We start from the raw sequence: 13,893 nt of genomic DNA, 5'->3' as shown, positions 1-13,893 counted from the left end.
GAACAACAAAGAAGCGATCCCGTTAGATACGGAATCGCTTCTTTGTTGTTCGTTAAGATGGTATCGGCATGATTCCGATATCGTCGAGCATTACTTTGCCAGGTCCGTCCACGAATGCAAAAGATATTTTCGTTATTTCAAGCTCTTCTATTGATTCGTTCGGCGTCTCGAACGCGTTCAGAGGAACAATAAAAGTTTGGAACACCGGCTCGTTCGATTGTTTGTACTTCTCGTCTTTCACTCGCTCCTCCAGCCACGGAAGCGTCATGAAAGCCGTATACGTCGGCGGACTGACTGGCATAATCTCGGATAATGGCAATTCAAGCGTTTGGCCGTTACTCGACGTTAGAACGATCTCCAGTTCCGGAAGCGGCGGCAGCTCGGATAATCCTTCAACTTCAGCTTCAGCTTCAATTTCTGTATCTATTTCGTCATTTGCGTCAGCGTCGGCTTCCGGCTCCTCTTCCAGTACAGCCTCGTCGGCTAATAAATCCCGTTCAAGATTTGCCAATGAGAATATAAGGCTCGATGATGTCGTCTCGGAAGCCATTTGTTCCGTTACGCGCTTCGGCAGCTCAAGCTCATATACAGCGCCTGGCTCCTCCCATTCGAGCGAAACTGCTTTCGTTCCTTTGTTTTTGCCATCACGATCCTTGGCATTCGTCACTTCCCACTCCGTCATCCCTTCAGCCGAAGCTTTGCCCCCGCCGCTTATCGTTGTTTTGACAGAGCTGCCCTCATACCTTGTTATTTCCGTGAAATTAGAAGATTCATACCGATTCACGTACGTGCTGTCGGGCAGCCAGTCCAGAACCGTGCGGTAGTCATGGAACATTTCGGTATATTGATCCTCGCCATGCAGAGTAGCCTCGAGAAACGCGGAAATGTACAGCTTCGCAATCTCTCTCTGCTCATCTCCGTCCAGCATGCCTTGTCGGTTCAAGAACATGCCGCCAGGCAGTCGTTCATCCATGATTCCCCAAGCGGTGTTGAATTGGCTATGATTCGCATCGGCTATATAGAGCGAAGCCTTAAATCCATCGGACTCGCTCGAGAAAGACGTTCTGCTGTACTGCCGATCGCCGTAAAAGGAATTCACATCTCCGTCACGCGCGCCTTGCAGCGTTAAATAGTTGACATCCTTCAACCGAGCGGACTTGTCATCCACCTGTTTGTCGGTCGGCGCAATGGCCACTACCGAACGAATCTGAATGTCTTCCAAATTCGTCAATGATTTATCCTCTTTGAACCATCGATCGGCGTCGGCAGCCATCGCTACCGCTTGTCCCCCTCTGGAGTGACCGATGAGCGAAATCTTGTCCATATCGACTTTGTTCGTTAATGGATTGTCCATGCTTTCATTAAAAGTCTTAATCTGCTGAAGATGCTTAAGGAGCATCCACGCACGCACCTTCATATCATTGTTCGGGATACCCGACCAGACCGAATAATTCAAGAAATTCTCGTCTACGGAAATGGCGATCATGCCTCTGCTCGCAAGCAATTCTCCCAAATAAGCATAACCACCATCCGAGAACTGCTCCATCAGATGATTCCCGTGTACGATTAGGACAAGCGGAAACGGCCCCTCTCCCTCCGGCATCCATACTCTGCCGTTAATCGGGAGCTTATGTTCATCAAAGCCCCAGAAGCGCGTCTTCAGATTTGACCATTTCGTAATATACTCCGACGCGTCCACGGAATTCGTCATCCAATCCACATCTTCACCGAATAGATCCCGATGCTTGTCAGCCCCGCTTCCGTAACTGAACGAAGCGAACTCATACGTTCCCGGAAGAGCTGGATTATCCGCATGGACTGGCGACACAGCTTCTATCGCCGTTTCTTCTCTTTGCGGCATCGACGCTGGATTCGGCCAGCCCGCCAAAGTAACGATCAGAGCGATAATGACCGACAAGCTTACGCCGGTCATCCATTTGTAGCGCGGCCTAGTCCGCCATTTGAGAAGCACTCCGAGCATTACACCAAGCAAAGCTCCTATAACCGCATACAAGGCAGCTAATATAACAGACATTAGAATGCCAAGCTCAGCAAAATATAAAATCATATACGTTTCGATACCCACGTAGAGCAGCACTGCCGCAAAACGTCTAGGAACCGGAACGTAAGCAAGCGACAACAGGATCGATAAGATGAATGCGGATACCCCGATTGCCAGCACATTCGCGAGCAGGAATAGAATGGTGTCTATAACCGCTCCGAGACCGGTAGGCATTCCCATTACCGCCGTATACATCGAAAGCGATCCGAAGACGATAAGACTGCCTGTAGCAATTCGCCATATGAAGCTGTCGCGGTCAGCACGCAATTCATATCTTAATTTCAGCCATGCTGCGAACTTGATCAGCTTACGTTGCTCTTGTATCGCTAATTCCATAAGTTCTCCTTAACGGTGAGCCAATTACGGCCGTCATGCTGTTCAATTCTAACGGGAACGCCAAAAAACTCGCTCATCGTCTCCGTCTTAAGCACTTCATCCGTGGAGCTGGCGGCGAATACGGTCCCATCCTTAATGAGCAGCGTCTTCGTGAAGCAAGGCAATATTTCTTCTACGTGGTGCGTTACATAAATAATGGTAGGCGCATGTTCTTGCTCCGCGACTGACGAAATCATGTACAGCAGTTGCTCGCGCGCGAATACGTCCAGCCCTGTGCACGGCTCGTCCAATATTAGCAGCTTAGGCGATGCCATCAGCGCTCTCGCAATCAGCACGCGCTGCCGCTCGCCTTGCGACAGCGTATCATAAGTACGCTGCATTAGCGCCGCGCAGCCCAGCGATTGCATAAGCGCTTCGGCTTTATCCGAGTCGGTATCGTCCGTACGATCATACAAGCCGATCGTTGCAAACTTGCCGCTTAGCACGATGTTGAATGCCGTCTCGCTGCCGTACAGCTTCTGCTGCAGTGATGTGCTGACCCAGCCGATGCTTTTGCGCAGCTCGCGGAGATCGAATTCACCGAATTTTTTGCCGAGCACTTCCATTTGACCGTCAGTCGGCCATATATACCCGTTAATCATATTGAGCAGTGTCGTCTTGCCTGATCCGTTCAAGCCGAGCAAGCACCAATGCTCGCCCTTCTGCACCTTCCAATCGATCTGCTGCAAAATCGTTTTGTCGCCGCGATCCCAAGATACGCCTTTTATGTCTATAACCACTGGATAGTCCTCCCGGTCAATGTATGCTTATACATGTTGTACGAATGATTTATTTGACGATAATTTGACTTCACACTTCATATCAACCATTATTATCATACAACGATTCTTGCTGTACGGGTACCGTTGACTTTTGTGAATTTCATATATTTTTACAAACTCAGGAGTGATTATCCTATGAAACCCGATCAAATCAAAGAATGGTCGCATTTTTTTCTAACGTATAAATTTGCTTTGGATGAAGTGGAAACGAAGCTCAATATTTTGAACGAGGAATTCCAATTCATTCACGACTATAACCCAATTGAGCATATGAAGACGCGCATTAAGACGCCAGAGAGCTTAATGACGAAGCTGCGGCGCAAAGGGCTCGACATATCGCTCGAGGCAGCCAAAGAGCATATAAGAGACATTGCAGGCGTCAGAGTCATCTGCTCTTTCTCAACGGACATTTACCACATTGTCGACATGATAAGCATGCAGAGTGACGTCAAAATCATCGAGATTAAGGATTATGTGAAAAATCCGAAGCCTAACGGCTACCAAAGCGTCCATCTTATCATCGAAATCCCCGTATTTTTAACGAATCGTACGGAGTATGTAGGTGTTGAAATTCAAATTAGGACGATAGCGATGGATTTTTGGGCAAGCCTCGAACATAAAATTTATTACAAATTCGATGAGCGGATACCCGAGCACATTCAACAGCAATTAAAGGGCTCGGCAGCGATGATCGATTCGCTTGATCGTCAAATGCTTGCTCTCAATGAAGAAGTACAGCGCCATCGCACACAGACGCTCGAATAGACATAACGCACAACAGCTCCCCGCCATATTGGCAGGGAGCTGTTTGCTTATTATCCGCTTTAGGTTATCGCGTAATAAAAGGGAACGATGACTAAATACATAACAACTGCCAATAATCCGATCGCCATAGACCAACCGCCTAGCCCTCTCGCGCTTTGCCTGTATGCAATGAAGCCAAGAACGGCTGATGTTGCGCCAAGCAGCACAGGCCATACGAACCATGACGCAATTGCAAATACGAGCGCCACCCAGCCTAATGCATATCCCCCGCTGCGCACATCATTGCCTTCATCCTCATACGCGGCATACCCATTTTCCTTCCGATCCCGCTCTACATAAGCGCCTGGAGCGCCAACTGCGAAATCGGCTGCCATTTCTTCATTTACATTGTTTAGCGAAGCGTTCGTTAACGGATCGATGACCGCCGGCGTTTGGCCGGTTTTTCGAAGTTCATCATCATGTTCATGCTCGAATTTCTCCATCGCCAATCACTCCTTTGGGTTAAAGGTGAGGCAGCATGTAGCCGACGATTGCTCCGCCTGATCCTCATGGAACAGTCCAAGCTCGTCTCCAGCAAATTCTTCATGATAAGAATGACTCGAATGCTGATCAATTTCAATCGTGATCTCTTTTGCATTGCATCCATTGCCTTCTTTCCAGAAGGAACAATTGGATACCGTGCAGGATACGCCATTCGGCATAATAAAATCACCTCCGTTATCAAGTTTCCCTGACCGGAGGTGATTCATTCTTGCCTTATTTTTGTCCTTGCATACGGCGCTGCGTCATGTAGTCGTTCTCGTAATACGCCAATTCGTCGCGCAGCTCCTCAAAAATCTTCGATACGCTAAGCACGATGTCGCGAGCTTCACGAATAGGCTTGTAACGGAAGCGAATCGCGTCTTGTCCCGTATAAGCGTAACGTCCGTCCTCGGAATAACATTCGTTCTTCGGATAGAAAAAGGCGCTTACGCATTGGTGGTACACTTCATAAAGCGCGCGTTCTGCAAAATCGGTATCGAAATTGGGGCGTCTAAGAAGAACTCCCAGCTTTTCAACCGAGACTTCAGAGAACACCAACAAATGTCTCAAATCGGATAAAAGTCCTTTGTAGAACAGTTGTGCTTCCTCGCTGCTGTCCTTCTCGGACAACTGCGACAGCGCATAATTGTTCAGAAACGGTTCAAGTTGATTAACCGCGTCTTTCAATTTGTTGCGAGTGGATTCGCTGATCGAATTTACGTTAGCAGATGGCATTATAGGTAGATCCCCTTTCATTTCACTCAGAAAAAAACTGTAGGCATCAACATCGTACCACAAATTGCATGGAAGTGGTACTGGCGATTGACTCTTTTTGCTTCGCATATTTTGCCGCCATTAGCCGAACTCTAACTTTTAGGCATCTCTTCAACTGAACGATTTATTTGGAGGTTCGAACATGAGAAAATATTGGATTGGCGCGTTTACCATTGTTGCTCTTGCCGCCCTGCTAATTCCGTCGTCCCGGCTCTTCACTCCGGGAACCGTCAAGGAAACCCCGCGAAAATCAGAAAGCTTCGCCGTTAAGCGCGAGCAAACGCTTAAGCTCAATACACTGCAAAACGATATGAATGCTACCGCGTTGTTATGTACAACGGAATGCTCGCGTGATTTTCATAAGCTGATGAGCGCCGGCAGCTCGTCACGCAAAGATTCCGAAAACGCTGTGGAGCACCTTATGCATGAGCATCATCATATGCGTTTCATTAGCTGGATCAACGGCACACGCTCGGTTGAACGCGGCGAAATACCGGATTCGGCCGATTCGCACGATGCGCAGCAATATGTGAAGACGGCGAAGCTGCAAGTGATGAAAGGCGCAAAGTTCGAATCGCCAACGTTCAATGACAAGGATGGCAACCGGTATATGGTGTTAGGCGTTCCGGATTCGAAGCATCCCGGCATTGGCGTTGTCGGCGTCATTAATCAAAATATTGTCAAATCCGTCGAGGCACATCAAAAACGGAACTTGCGTCTCATTCCATACCCTGCAGAGGGCAATTACAAGATCGAATCGGTGAAACCAAATTCCACGATCGATACGACTGTTCGCACCGGCGAGGACAATGGCAATGCCAGCCATTATCATATTCGCGATGCGGTCATTCACTTTGCAAGCAGACCTAATAATCGCGAGCTGGAGCAGATCAAGCGCGATATTGACGCCGTATCCGTACAGCAAATCGGGGATACGTACGTGTTCCGATCGAAGAAGCTTGAAACCGAGAAAATGCTGCAGTATTTCCGTCAAAAATGGAATCCAGAGTACGCGGAGCCTCATTATTTGTACATGACGAACGAGAAAGTGACAGATAACGATATCGTTCCGAATGATGCGCTTTATTCCGAATATCAATGGAACTTGCCATCCATTGAGGCGGAGAAGGGCTGGAAAGTTTCCAAGGGCGATGAACAAGTTATTGTGGCCGTGCTCGATACAGGCGTGCAGAGCAACCATCCCGACTTGCAAGGTAAGCTTCTAGACGGCATCAATCTTGTCGATGAAGACAAAGATCCCGATGACGATGTGGGACATGGCACGCACGTAGCCGGAATCATCGGAGCTTCAGTTAATAACGGCGAAGGCGTCGCAGGCGTATCTTGGTACAATAAAATCATGCCTGTTAAGGTGCTGGACAGCAGCGGCGCAGGCTCAACCTATACGGTAGCCCAAGGCATTATATGGGCAGTCGATCACGGCGCAAAAGTCATTAATATGAGTCTCGGCAACTATGCCGAAGCCGATTTCCTTCATGATGCGATCAAATACGCTTACGAGCATGATGTCGTCATGATTGCCGCCAGCGGCAATGACAATACCGACCGTCCAGGATACCCAGCGGCATATCCAGAGGTGTTCGCGGTCGCTGCCACTGACAGCAGTAAAGAGAAAGCTTCCTTCTCCAACTATGGTGATTACATTGACGTGGCAGCACCGGGAGACAGCATCGCCAGTACGTATCCGGGAAGTCAATACGCTGCATTATCGGGCACGTCAATGGCATCGCCGCATGTCGCTGCGCTTGCAGGCTTAATTCGGTCGGTTAATCCGGAGCTTACCAATAAAGAAGTTATGGAGCTTATGCGCAGTTCGTCCATCGATCTCGGCACGAAGGGCAAGGATGATTACTTCGGCTACGGTGAGATCGATGTGAACAAAGCGCTGCAGGCAGCCTCCAGTTACGGCAATGCGCTCCAGACGTTCCCGGATCAAGTGAAACGCCGCTTGGACAACATTGTTCGCAGATATAGATGAGAAAAACTCCTATCGGAGTACTTCGAGGATGAGCGACCGCGTTTATGCGGAAGGTTTTTATCGCCAATCTGAATAATTTTCTTAATGCTTTATCGCTTTAAAGAAAATCTAACACTCAGATCAGATGTGGTAAAAAAATAGAAGGTTGAGCAGAGGATGCTGTGCATCCTCGCTCAACCTTCTTCGTTTGTCATTAATTATTGGTCGTGCGGAAAGTTTGCCGTAAGCCGGGTTCTGTACTTCTAGTGGTGCGAACGGGAACGACCCTCCCACGAGGAAGCGACAATCATCTATCTAGGCCGCACATTGCTATACGGCTCCAGCAACCAACCCGGACGCGCCTCAGGCTAAGGCTGCAGCCTTGCGGCTGCTGCGTCCTCTCGGTCTTGCTCCAGATGGGGTTTACCAGGACTGCAGTCACCTGCACTCCTCGTGGTCTCTTACACCACGGTTCCACCCTTGCCTGTGCCGGCCTAAGCCAGCCATCGGCGGTCCATTTCTGTGGCACTATCCTTCAGCTCGCGCTGACTGGACGTTATCCAGCATCCTGCCCTGCGGAGCCCGGACTTTCCTCTCGCGGCAACAAGGCCGCCAGCGATTGTCTGTCAAACTTTCCGTAGCACGATCTAGTATACTAGGTATTCGGTCAAAGCTCAACCCTCTAACTCATTCCAATTGATATTTGAACGACAAGCCGCATTGCAAGCAAGGCCCTAAATGAACGTGAATGGTTCAGTATTTAGCGTAGATGCAATTACTTTCGTTTCGCTTTTGGTCGCTTGCAGCTGACCATTCAGCCAATCGGCAACCTGCTGCTTCATTACCTTCTCGATGTTATGGCCAGGGTCAATAATGGCGATTCCGGCTGCCAGTGCATCATGCGCGGTATGATAATCAATATCCCCCGTTACGAGCACATCAGCACCTGCAAATATAGCGTGACGGACATATCTTGCTCCCGATCCCCCGAGCACGGCCGCTTTGCGAATGCTGCGATCCAGTTGGCCGACGACTCGAAGCGCAGGCACGTCGAAGGCCTGCTTCAAACGTTCGGCAAGCTCGCTTAGACTGACTTCCTTCTCCAGCTTACCCACCCTGCCAAGTCCGAAGGCACGGCCCTTCAGATCGACAGCGTACAAGTCGTAGGCTACCTCCTCATAAGGATGTGCCTTCAACATCGCTTGTACCGCCTTGCGGTGTACGCTGTACGGAACGATGACTTCTATTCGCACCTCGTTAGCATGCTCCAGCTTGCCTTGCTCGCCAAGGAATGGATGAGTACCCGGTCCTGGCAGGAATGTACCCGTGCCTTTGATATTGAAGCTGCATTGGCTGTAGTTGCCTATTTCGCCCGCTCCTGCGCGCCATAGCGCCGCAAGCAACTGCTCATGATGGCTCTCCGGCACGAACACGACAAGCTTATAGAGCTTATCCGTATGAACCTCTTCCAGGCACTGACGTCCGGAAGCTGAGATACCGATCTGATCAGCCAACCAATCGTTGATGCCGCCATCTGCAACATCGAGATTCGTATGCGAAATATACACCGCAATATCGTTCTTGATCAGCTTCTCGAAAAGCTTGCCTGCAGGCGTTGAAGTATCTAGCTTCGCCAGCGGACGATAAATAATCGCATGATGAGCGATGATAAGTCCAGCACCTGCCGCAATCGCTTCATCCACGACCTCATCGGTTACATCAAGCGCGATTAACACTTTATCAATAGTTTTATTCAGCGTCCCGAGCTGCAGTCCGATCTTGTCATTTTCTACCGTGTAATGCTTGGGAGCTAGTTTCTCCATCAATTGGATGACGGTATGTCCGTTGGCAAACATTGCAATACCTCCTGCGTAACATTCATTTCCGCACGGAACTGATGAAGCTTCCGCTCGGATTCTGCTAATTCCGACTTTGCAAGCTGCTGGCAGATGCGCTCCAGCTTTTCCAACTCCATACGCCATTTCTGATGCAGCACAGGAGTAGGTTTCCGCAGCAGGTGAGGCCCCATTTGGAACAGCACTGCTATGCCTTTCTCCTCATTCAGCTCGACGCTAAGGAAACCGCTGTTATACAGCTTATTATTTAATTCAGATGCATCAACATCAAGGACAGCTCGCATAACTTCATAAATTTTACCGTCTTCTTCAATAATGCTCTCATCAGCCAAGTACCAGCTATGTTCATAAAGCCATCTTCTTACGATATCTTCACCGACATTCGGCTGCAGAATGAGCTCACGCACACCGCTTAGCTTCCCTGCCTGTAACCCTGCTTCCAATATTTCGCTCATTAGACTGCCGCCCATGCCCGCAATCGTCACGGTATCGGCTTCGCCAGGCTTCAGAACGGATAAACCGTCGCCTTGCCGAACAGACAACCTCGAACTCAATCCAGCATCGGCTGCCTGCTTGCGAGCGGCCTCGTAAGGACCTTCGTTAAGCTCTCCGGCAATACCCGAAGGACATTTTTTCGATTGAAGCAAGTAGACGGGCAGCATGGCATGATCAGAGCCAATGTCGGCTATTCGCGAGCCCTCCGACACATAATCGGCAATCGTTTGCAGTCTTTTTGATAATTTCAACATTATACAACCCACACCATCCATTTTTTTCGCATTAAAAACAACAAACCGCCGCCAACGCCAATTTTGACGATCAATTGCAGTTGAATCCAAGCGATTTCGTCTGAGAACAACATGGCGTACAGCTCGGGCATAAACCATACTAACGCACAGGTGACGAATAGTACAGCCGATACCGGCTTCTGCCAACGGTGAATGAACCAGCTGCCCCATGCGAACAAGCACGCAATCGGCAGCCAATATAACTGAATTTCGTACCACTTGGAAGCTCCCATATAATGCGACAGCAGCCATGCATATACAAGTATCGAAGTGATCCAGCCGCACAAGTGCAGCACAGGTATACGAGCCAATATGCCATAGGCTACCCATAATAGCGCACAGAAACCAAGCAGAGCCACTTTGGTCCACCACTCCGTTATATCATGCAATCCGTACATAAACAGTCCGCCGCCTAATAGAAGCAGCATCGCGATTCCGGTTAACGCTAAGCCGGCAGCCTCATTATGCTTTCCAAGACGCTGACCAAGCCACAACAATACGACTACCGCCAGTACGATAACACCTATTTGCAATAGCGGATGAAAAACGCTAAAATAAAACACAACGAAGGAAATTAAGGTAAAAGTTCCAAATGTAAGAAACCATTGCATGCCTGTAGCCCGCTGTACCGCCGCAACCGCTTTTCGTGCGGTGCTCGATCCGCCGGCTGCTCGGGAAGATGTACTGTCCGTTTCTTGATCCGCATACAGATTGAGTAGAAAATCGCAATATTGATCGGGCAACAGCTTGCTCCTTCGCCAATGCTCGATTTCTCTTACAATGATTTGTCGGCGATCCGAATTCATATTGGTTCTTATCCTTTCCGTCTTACCGTTTTGACGTTTCAATGTATGTATCGGATTCAGGCCTATGCTTTATTAGAGATAATGCGTATACGGATCGGGTCGAACTAGAAAAAAAAGACCTCGCTGCAGGCGCAGAAAGGTCATTGCAGTACCAAACAAACCAAACGTTATTCGAGGAAATCCTTCAAGCGTTTGCTGCGGCTTGGATGACGTAGCTTGCGGAGCGCTTTGGCTTCAATCTGACGAATACGTTCGCGCGTTACGCCAAACACCTTGCCGACTTCCTCAAGCGTACGCGTACGACCGTCATCAAGACCGAAACGCAGACGCAGTACGTTTTCTTCACGCTCGGTAAGCGTATCGAGCACATCCTCAAGCTGTTCCTTCAGAAGCTCATAAGCGGCTGCATCAGCAGGCGCAAGCGCTTCTTGGTCTTCGATGAAATCCCCGAGATGCGAGTCGTCCTCTTCCCCGATCGGCGTTTCCAATGATACCGGCTCTTGAGCGATCTTCATAATCTCGCGTACTTTCTCCGTGCTAAGCTCCATCTCTGCCGCAATTTCCTCTGGCGTCGGTTCACGCCCCAGCTCTTGAAGCAATTGACGAGATACACGAATAAGTTTATTTATCGTCTCAACCATATGCACGGGAATCCGAATCGTACGCGCTTGGTCCGCAATGGCGCGCGTAATCGCTTGACGAATCCACCAAGTTGCATACGTACTGAATTTGAAGCCCTTCGCGTGGTCGAACTTCTCTACGGCTTTAATTAGGCCCATATTGCCTTCTTGAATCAAGTCAAGGAACAGCATGCCCCGGCCGACATAACGCTTCGCAATACTAACGACGAGACGCAAGTTCGCTTCAGCCAATCTGCGCTTCGCTTCTTCGTCTCCGTTCTCGATACGTTTGGCGAGTTCAACCTCGTCATCCGCCAGGAGCAACGGAACACGTCCGATTTCCTTCAGATACATACGTACCGGGTCGTTGATCTTGATGCCTGGCGGTAACGCCAGATCGTCGTCAAAGTTGAAGTCGTCCTGTTCGCGCTCTTGTTCTTCCCCAGCACCGCGAAGCGGATGATCCTCGTCATTTTCGTTAAGCACCTCAATACCCAAATCATCAAGCTGCTCGAAAAATTCATCAATCTGTTCTGGATCCTGATCGAAAGGCGACAATTTCTCCATAATCTCTTTGTAGGTTAATGAAGATCTTTTCTTGCCGTGCTCGATCAGCTGTTCCTTTACATGATCTAGTTTTTGTTCCGTATCTAGTTCAGTATGTTGATCATTCGCCATATTCCGACTCCCTCCTCCCTAGAAACTACTCCTCAGTGCGATCCTTAAGCTGTCTGTCTAGGGTTATAATCTCAAGACCTAATTGCGCTGCCAGCAAAGCGTTGCCTGACCGCTCGGCGCGCAGCATTTCTTCTTTCTTGCGTTCAATTTCCTTAAATTGCGGTACCCTAACAATATCTCGGATATAAGCGTTCATCGTTGTCTCATCAAACGGAAAATCGCTGTCGCTCATGAGTATCGATGCCGCTGTCCGCTCTAATTGATCATCCTGTAGCGTAGCTACAAAGCGGCTGGCATCCGATTCATGACCTTGAGCATAATAAGCGTATAAGTAAGCAGCGAGTGCCGCATGATCCTCCATGTTAAATGCGTCACCGATTCGGTTATGGACGGCTTCAGCAACCTCTTTGTCTCGCATCATAACGTACAACAGCCTTCGTTCGGCATGCGTGTAGGCAGGCAATACAGCCGGAGGTCCGGACGTACGGCGCTTTTCATTTCTACCATTATTCCACGAATTGTCGTTATTATCCCCTTGCGGTTTCTTTTTTTGCAGCTCCTGCACCTTGCGGTGGCAATCCTGCTTCAGAGACTCGAGCGAAATATCGAACTCGCGGGACAATTCCTTCAAATACACTTCGCGTTCAATGGGCGAGCTAAGCTCCGCTACGATATCCATTGCTTCCAGCAGATAATTTTTTTTGCCTTCTTCTTTTAGCAGTATATGGTTTTTCCTTGAATATATAAGCTTAAATTTTGTAACGGATACCGCTTGATCGACGATCTCGCGCAGAAATGCGTCCGGCCCGTATTCACCTATATATTCGTCGGGGTCTTTCCCCTTCGGGAGAATGGCCACTGTCACCTTCAAACCTGCCGCTTCCAGCAGCGGGATCGATTTGAACGCAGCCGCTTGTCCAGCATCATCGCCGTCATAACAGACGATCGCCTCTTCCGCTTGTCTGCGAAGGATGGCGCAATGTTCCTTGGTAAGTGCGGTTCCCATCGTCGCGATGCCGTTCTTGACACCAGCGCTCCATGACTTGATGACATCCATATAGCCTTCAAAAATAACAGCCTGCTTGCTCTTGCGAATTGCTGTCCGTGCATGATGCAAGTTATATACGATTCTGCTCTTCGTAAAAAGCATCGTCTCCGGGGAATTTAAGTATTTCGGCTGTCCGTCGCCTATAATGCGCCCCGCAAACGCGGTCGTTTTGCCGTCTTTATCCCATATCGGAAACATGATGCGATTACGAAAACGATCCACATAGCTGCTTCCATCCGTTTTTGCCGATAACAATCCGCCCTTCTCCATCAAGGCCAGGTCAAATCCGCGCTTCTCTAAGAAGTCTGCTAATCGATCCCATTCGTCCGTCGCGAAGCCAATCATGAAGTGATCAATCAGCTTATCGCTTAGTCCCCGCTCCCGCAAATAACGCTTTGCTTCTACGCCCTGCTTCGAATTGTTCAGCATGTAATGATATAGCTTAGCTGTAAGCTCATGCGCTTCGATTAGCTTGGCGCGCTCGGCGTTCTCCGGATTATTGCTCCCGCCATCATCTGAGCTCCAGCTGTCAGGAACCGCAATGCCGGCATCCTCCGCAAGTGCCCGAGCAGCTTCAGGGAAAGAATATCCCTCCAGCTCCTCAAGAAAACGAATGACGTTGCCGCCTTTCCCGCAACCGTAGCAATAGAAGATTTGGCGTTCGGGCGTAACGGTGAACGACGGGGTCTTCTCGGAATGGAACGGACATAAGCCCTTCATATATTTTCCGTGCTTCGTGAGATGAACGTATTTTCCGACCGTCTCCACGATGTCATTGTGCTTCAAAATCTCGCTAATGACCTCATCGGGTATTTTTGCGAATGTCATCGTTCATCACC

Annotated in this window: 12 protein-coding genes and 1 other RNA gene; 2 read left to right on the top strand and 11 right to left on the bottom strand. The window is 49.2% G+C overall.

Features of this window, described 5'->3' with window-relative positions; genetic code table 11:
* Positions 1-52: 52 nt before the first annotated feature.
* Positions 53-2,398, bottom strand: coding sequence for an alpha/beta hydrolase family protein (locus tag AC0YN0_RS12025; RefSeq protein WP_475821461.1), 2,346 nt, complete (start codon positions 2,396-2,398; stop codon positions 53-55).
* Positions 2,389-3,177, bottom strand: coding sequence for an ABC transporter ATP-binding protein (locus tag AC0YN0_RS12020; RefSeq protein WP_475821460.1), 789 nt, complete (start codon positions 3,175-3,177; stop codon positions 2,389-2,391). Before AC0YN0_RS12020 ends, AC0YN0_RS12025 begins: the two co-directional genes overlap by 10 nt.
* A gap of 177 nt (positions 3,178-3,354) precedes the next feature.
* On the opposite strand from AC0YN0_RS12020, the gene AC0YN0_RS12015 reads away from it, so the two are divergent.
* Entirely contained in the window at positions 3,355-3,984 is a 630-nt protein-coding gene (locus AC0YN0_RS12015; protein WP_442052570.1) for a GTP pyrophosphokinase, read from the top strand.
* A gap of 59 nt (positions 3,985-4,043) precedes the next feature.
* Here the strand turns inward: AC0YN0_RS12015 and AC0YN0_RS12010 are convergent, their stop codons facing one another.
* The 3 genes from AC0YN0_RS12010 to AC0YN0_RS12000 are packed head-to-tail and all read right to left on the bottom strand — an operon-like array spanning position 4,044 to position 5,241.
* A complete protein-coding gene (locus tag AC0YN0_RS12010) occupies positions 4,044-4,466 on the bottom strand; it encodes a DUF4190 domain-containing protein (protein ID WP_337101632.1) in 423 nt (140 codons plus the stop codon).
* A 6-nt stretch (positions 4,467-4,472) separates the two neighbouring features.
* Entirely contained in the window at positions 4,473-4,685 is a 213-nt protein-coding gene (locus AC0YN0_RS12005; protein ID WP_337101631.1) for a DUF1540 domain-containing protein, read from the bottom strand.
* Between the two features lie 55 nt (positions 4,686-4,740).
* On the bottom strand, positions 4,741-5,241 hold the full coding sequence (locus AC0YN0_RS12000; protein ID WP_337101629.1) for a YpuI family protein: 501 nt from the start codon (positions 5,239-5,241) through the stop codon (positions 4,741-4,743).
* 181 nt (positions 5,242-5,422) lie between these two features.
* Here AC0YN0_RS12000 and AC0YN0_RS11995 point away from each other — a divergent pair, with 181 nt between their 5' ends.
* The gene (locus AC0YN0_RS11995; protein WP_475821459.1) at positions 5,423-7,279 is read left to right on the top strand and encodes a S8 family peptidase; all 1,857 of its coding nucleotides are present in this window, start codon (positions 5,423-5,425) and stop codon (positions 7,277-7,279) included.
* Positions 7,280-7,487: 208 nt separating this feature from the next.
* Here AC0YN0_RS11995 and rnpB read toward each other — a convergent pair.
* The 6 genes from rnpB to dnaG all read right to left on the bottom strand — a co-directional run bounded on the left by rnpB (position 7,488) and on the right by dnaG (position 13,882).
* An RNA gene (gene rnpB / locus AC0YN0_RS11990) (RNase P RNA component class A) lies at positions 7,488-7,893 on the bottom strand.
* A gap of 99 nt (positions 7,894-7,992) precedes the next feature.
* Positions 7,993-9,114, bottom strand: coding sequence for a Nif3-like dinuclear metal center hexameric protein (locus AC0YN0_RS11985; RefSeq protein ID WP_475821458.1), 1,122 nt, complete (start codon positions 9,112-9,114; stop codon positions 7,993-7,995).
* Positions 9,081-9,863, bottom strand: coding sequence for a tRNA (adenine(22)-N(1))-methyltransferase (locus tag AC0YN0_RS11980; RefSeq protein ID WP_475821457.1), 783 nt, complete (start codon positions 9,861-9,863; stop codon positions 9,081-9,083). The genes AC0YN0_RS11985 and AC0YN0_RS11980 overlap by 34 nt, the downstream gene beginning before the upstream one ends.
* Positions 9,863-10,708: a hypothetical protein gene (locus AC0YN0_RS11975; protein WP_475821456.1), complete on the bottom strand. Its 846-nt coding sequence runs from the start codon at positions 10,706-10,708 to the stop codon at positions 9,863-9,865. Before AC0YN0_RS11975 ends, AC0YN0_RS11980 begins: the two co-directional genes overlap by 1 nt.
* A gap of 167 nt (positions 10,709-10,875) precedes the next feature.
* A complete protein-coding gene (gene rpoD, locus AC0YN0_RS11970; RefSeq protein ID WP_337101624.1) occupies positions 10,876-12,006 on the bottom strand; it encodes an RNA polymerase sigma factor RpoD in 1,131 nt (376 codons plus the stop codon).
* A gap of 25 nt (positions 12,007-12,031) precedes the next feature.
* Entirely contained in the window at positions 12,032-13,882 is a 1,851-nt protein-coding gene (dnaG, locus tag AC0YN0_RS11965) for a DNA primase (protein ID WP_475821455.1), read from the bottom strand.
* Between the last annotated feature and the right edge of the window lie 11 nt (positions 13,883-13,893).

The sequence above is a fragment of the Paenibacillus sp. J22P218 genome, from assembly GCF_056269195.1.
This window is presented reverse-complemented; position numbering and strand designations above follow the sequence as displayed.

Excerpts from the sequence above, each read along its gene's own strand:
- AC0YN0_RS12025 (WP_475821461.1), bottom strand. The coding sequence starts at position 2,398 with ATGGAATTAGCGATACAAGAGCAACGTAAGCTGATCAAGTTCGCAGCA.
- AC0YN0_RS12015 (WP_442052570.1), top strand. The coding sequence starts at position 3,355 with ATGAAACCCGATCAAATCAAAGAATGGTCGCATTTTTTTCTAACGTAT.
- AC0YN0_RS12010 (WP_337101632.1), bottom strand. The coding sequence starts at position 4,466 with ATGGAGAAATTCGAGCATGAACATGATGATGAACTTCGAAAAACCGGC.
- AC0YN0_RS12005 (WP_337101631.1), bottom strand. The coding sequence starts at position 4,685 with ATGCCGAATGGCGTATCCTGCACGGTATCCAATTGTTCCTTCTGGAAA.
- AC0YN0_RS12000 (WP_337101629.1), bottom strand. The coding sequence starts at position 5,241 with ATGCCATCTGCTAACGTAAATTCGATCAGCGAATCCACTCGCAACAAA.
- AC0YN0_RS11995 (WP_475821459.1), top strand. The coding sequence starts at position 5,423 with ATGAGAAAATATTGGATTGGCGCGTTTACCATTGTTGCTCTTGCCGCC.
- AC0YN0_RS11985 (WP_475821458.1), bottom strand. The coding sequence starts at position 9,114 with ATGTTTGCCAACGGACATACCGTCATCCAATTGATGGAGAAACTAGCT.
- AC0YN0_RS11980 (WP_475821457.1), bottom strand. The coding sequence starts at position 9,863 with ATGTTGAAATTATCAAAAAGACTGCAAACGATTGCCGATTATGTGTCG.
- AC0YN0_RS11975 (WP_475821456.1), bottom strand. The coding sequence starts at position 10,708 with ATGAATTCGGATCGCCGACAAATCATTGTAAGAGAAATCGAGCATTGG.
- rpoD (WP_337101624.1), bottom strand. The coding sequence starts at position 12,006 with ATGGCGAATGATCAACATACTGAACTAGATACGGAACAAAAACTAGAT.
- dnaG (WP_475821455.1), bottom strand. The coding sequence starts at position 13,882 with ATGACATTCGCAAAAATACCCGATGAGGTCATTAGCGAGATTTTGAAG.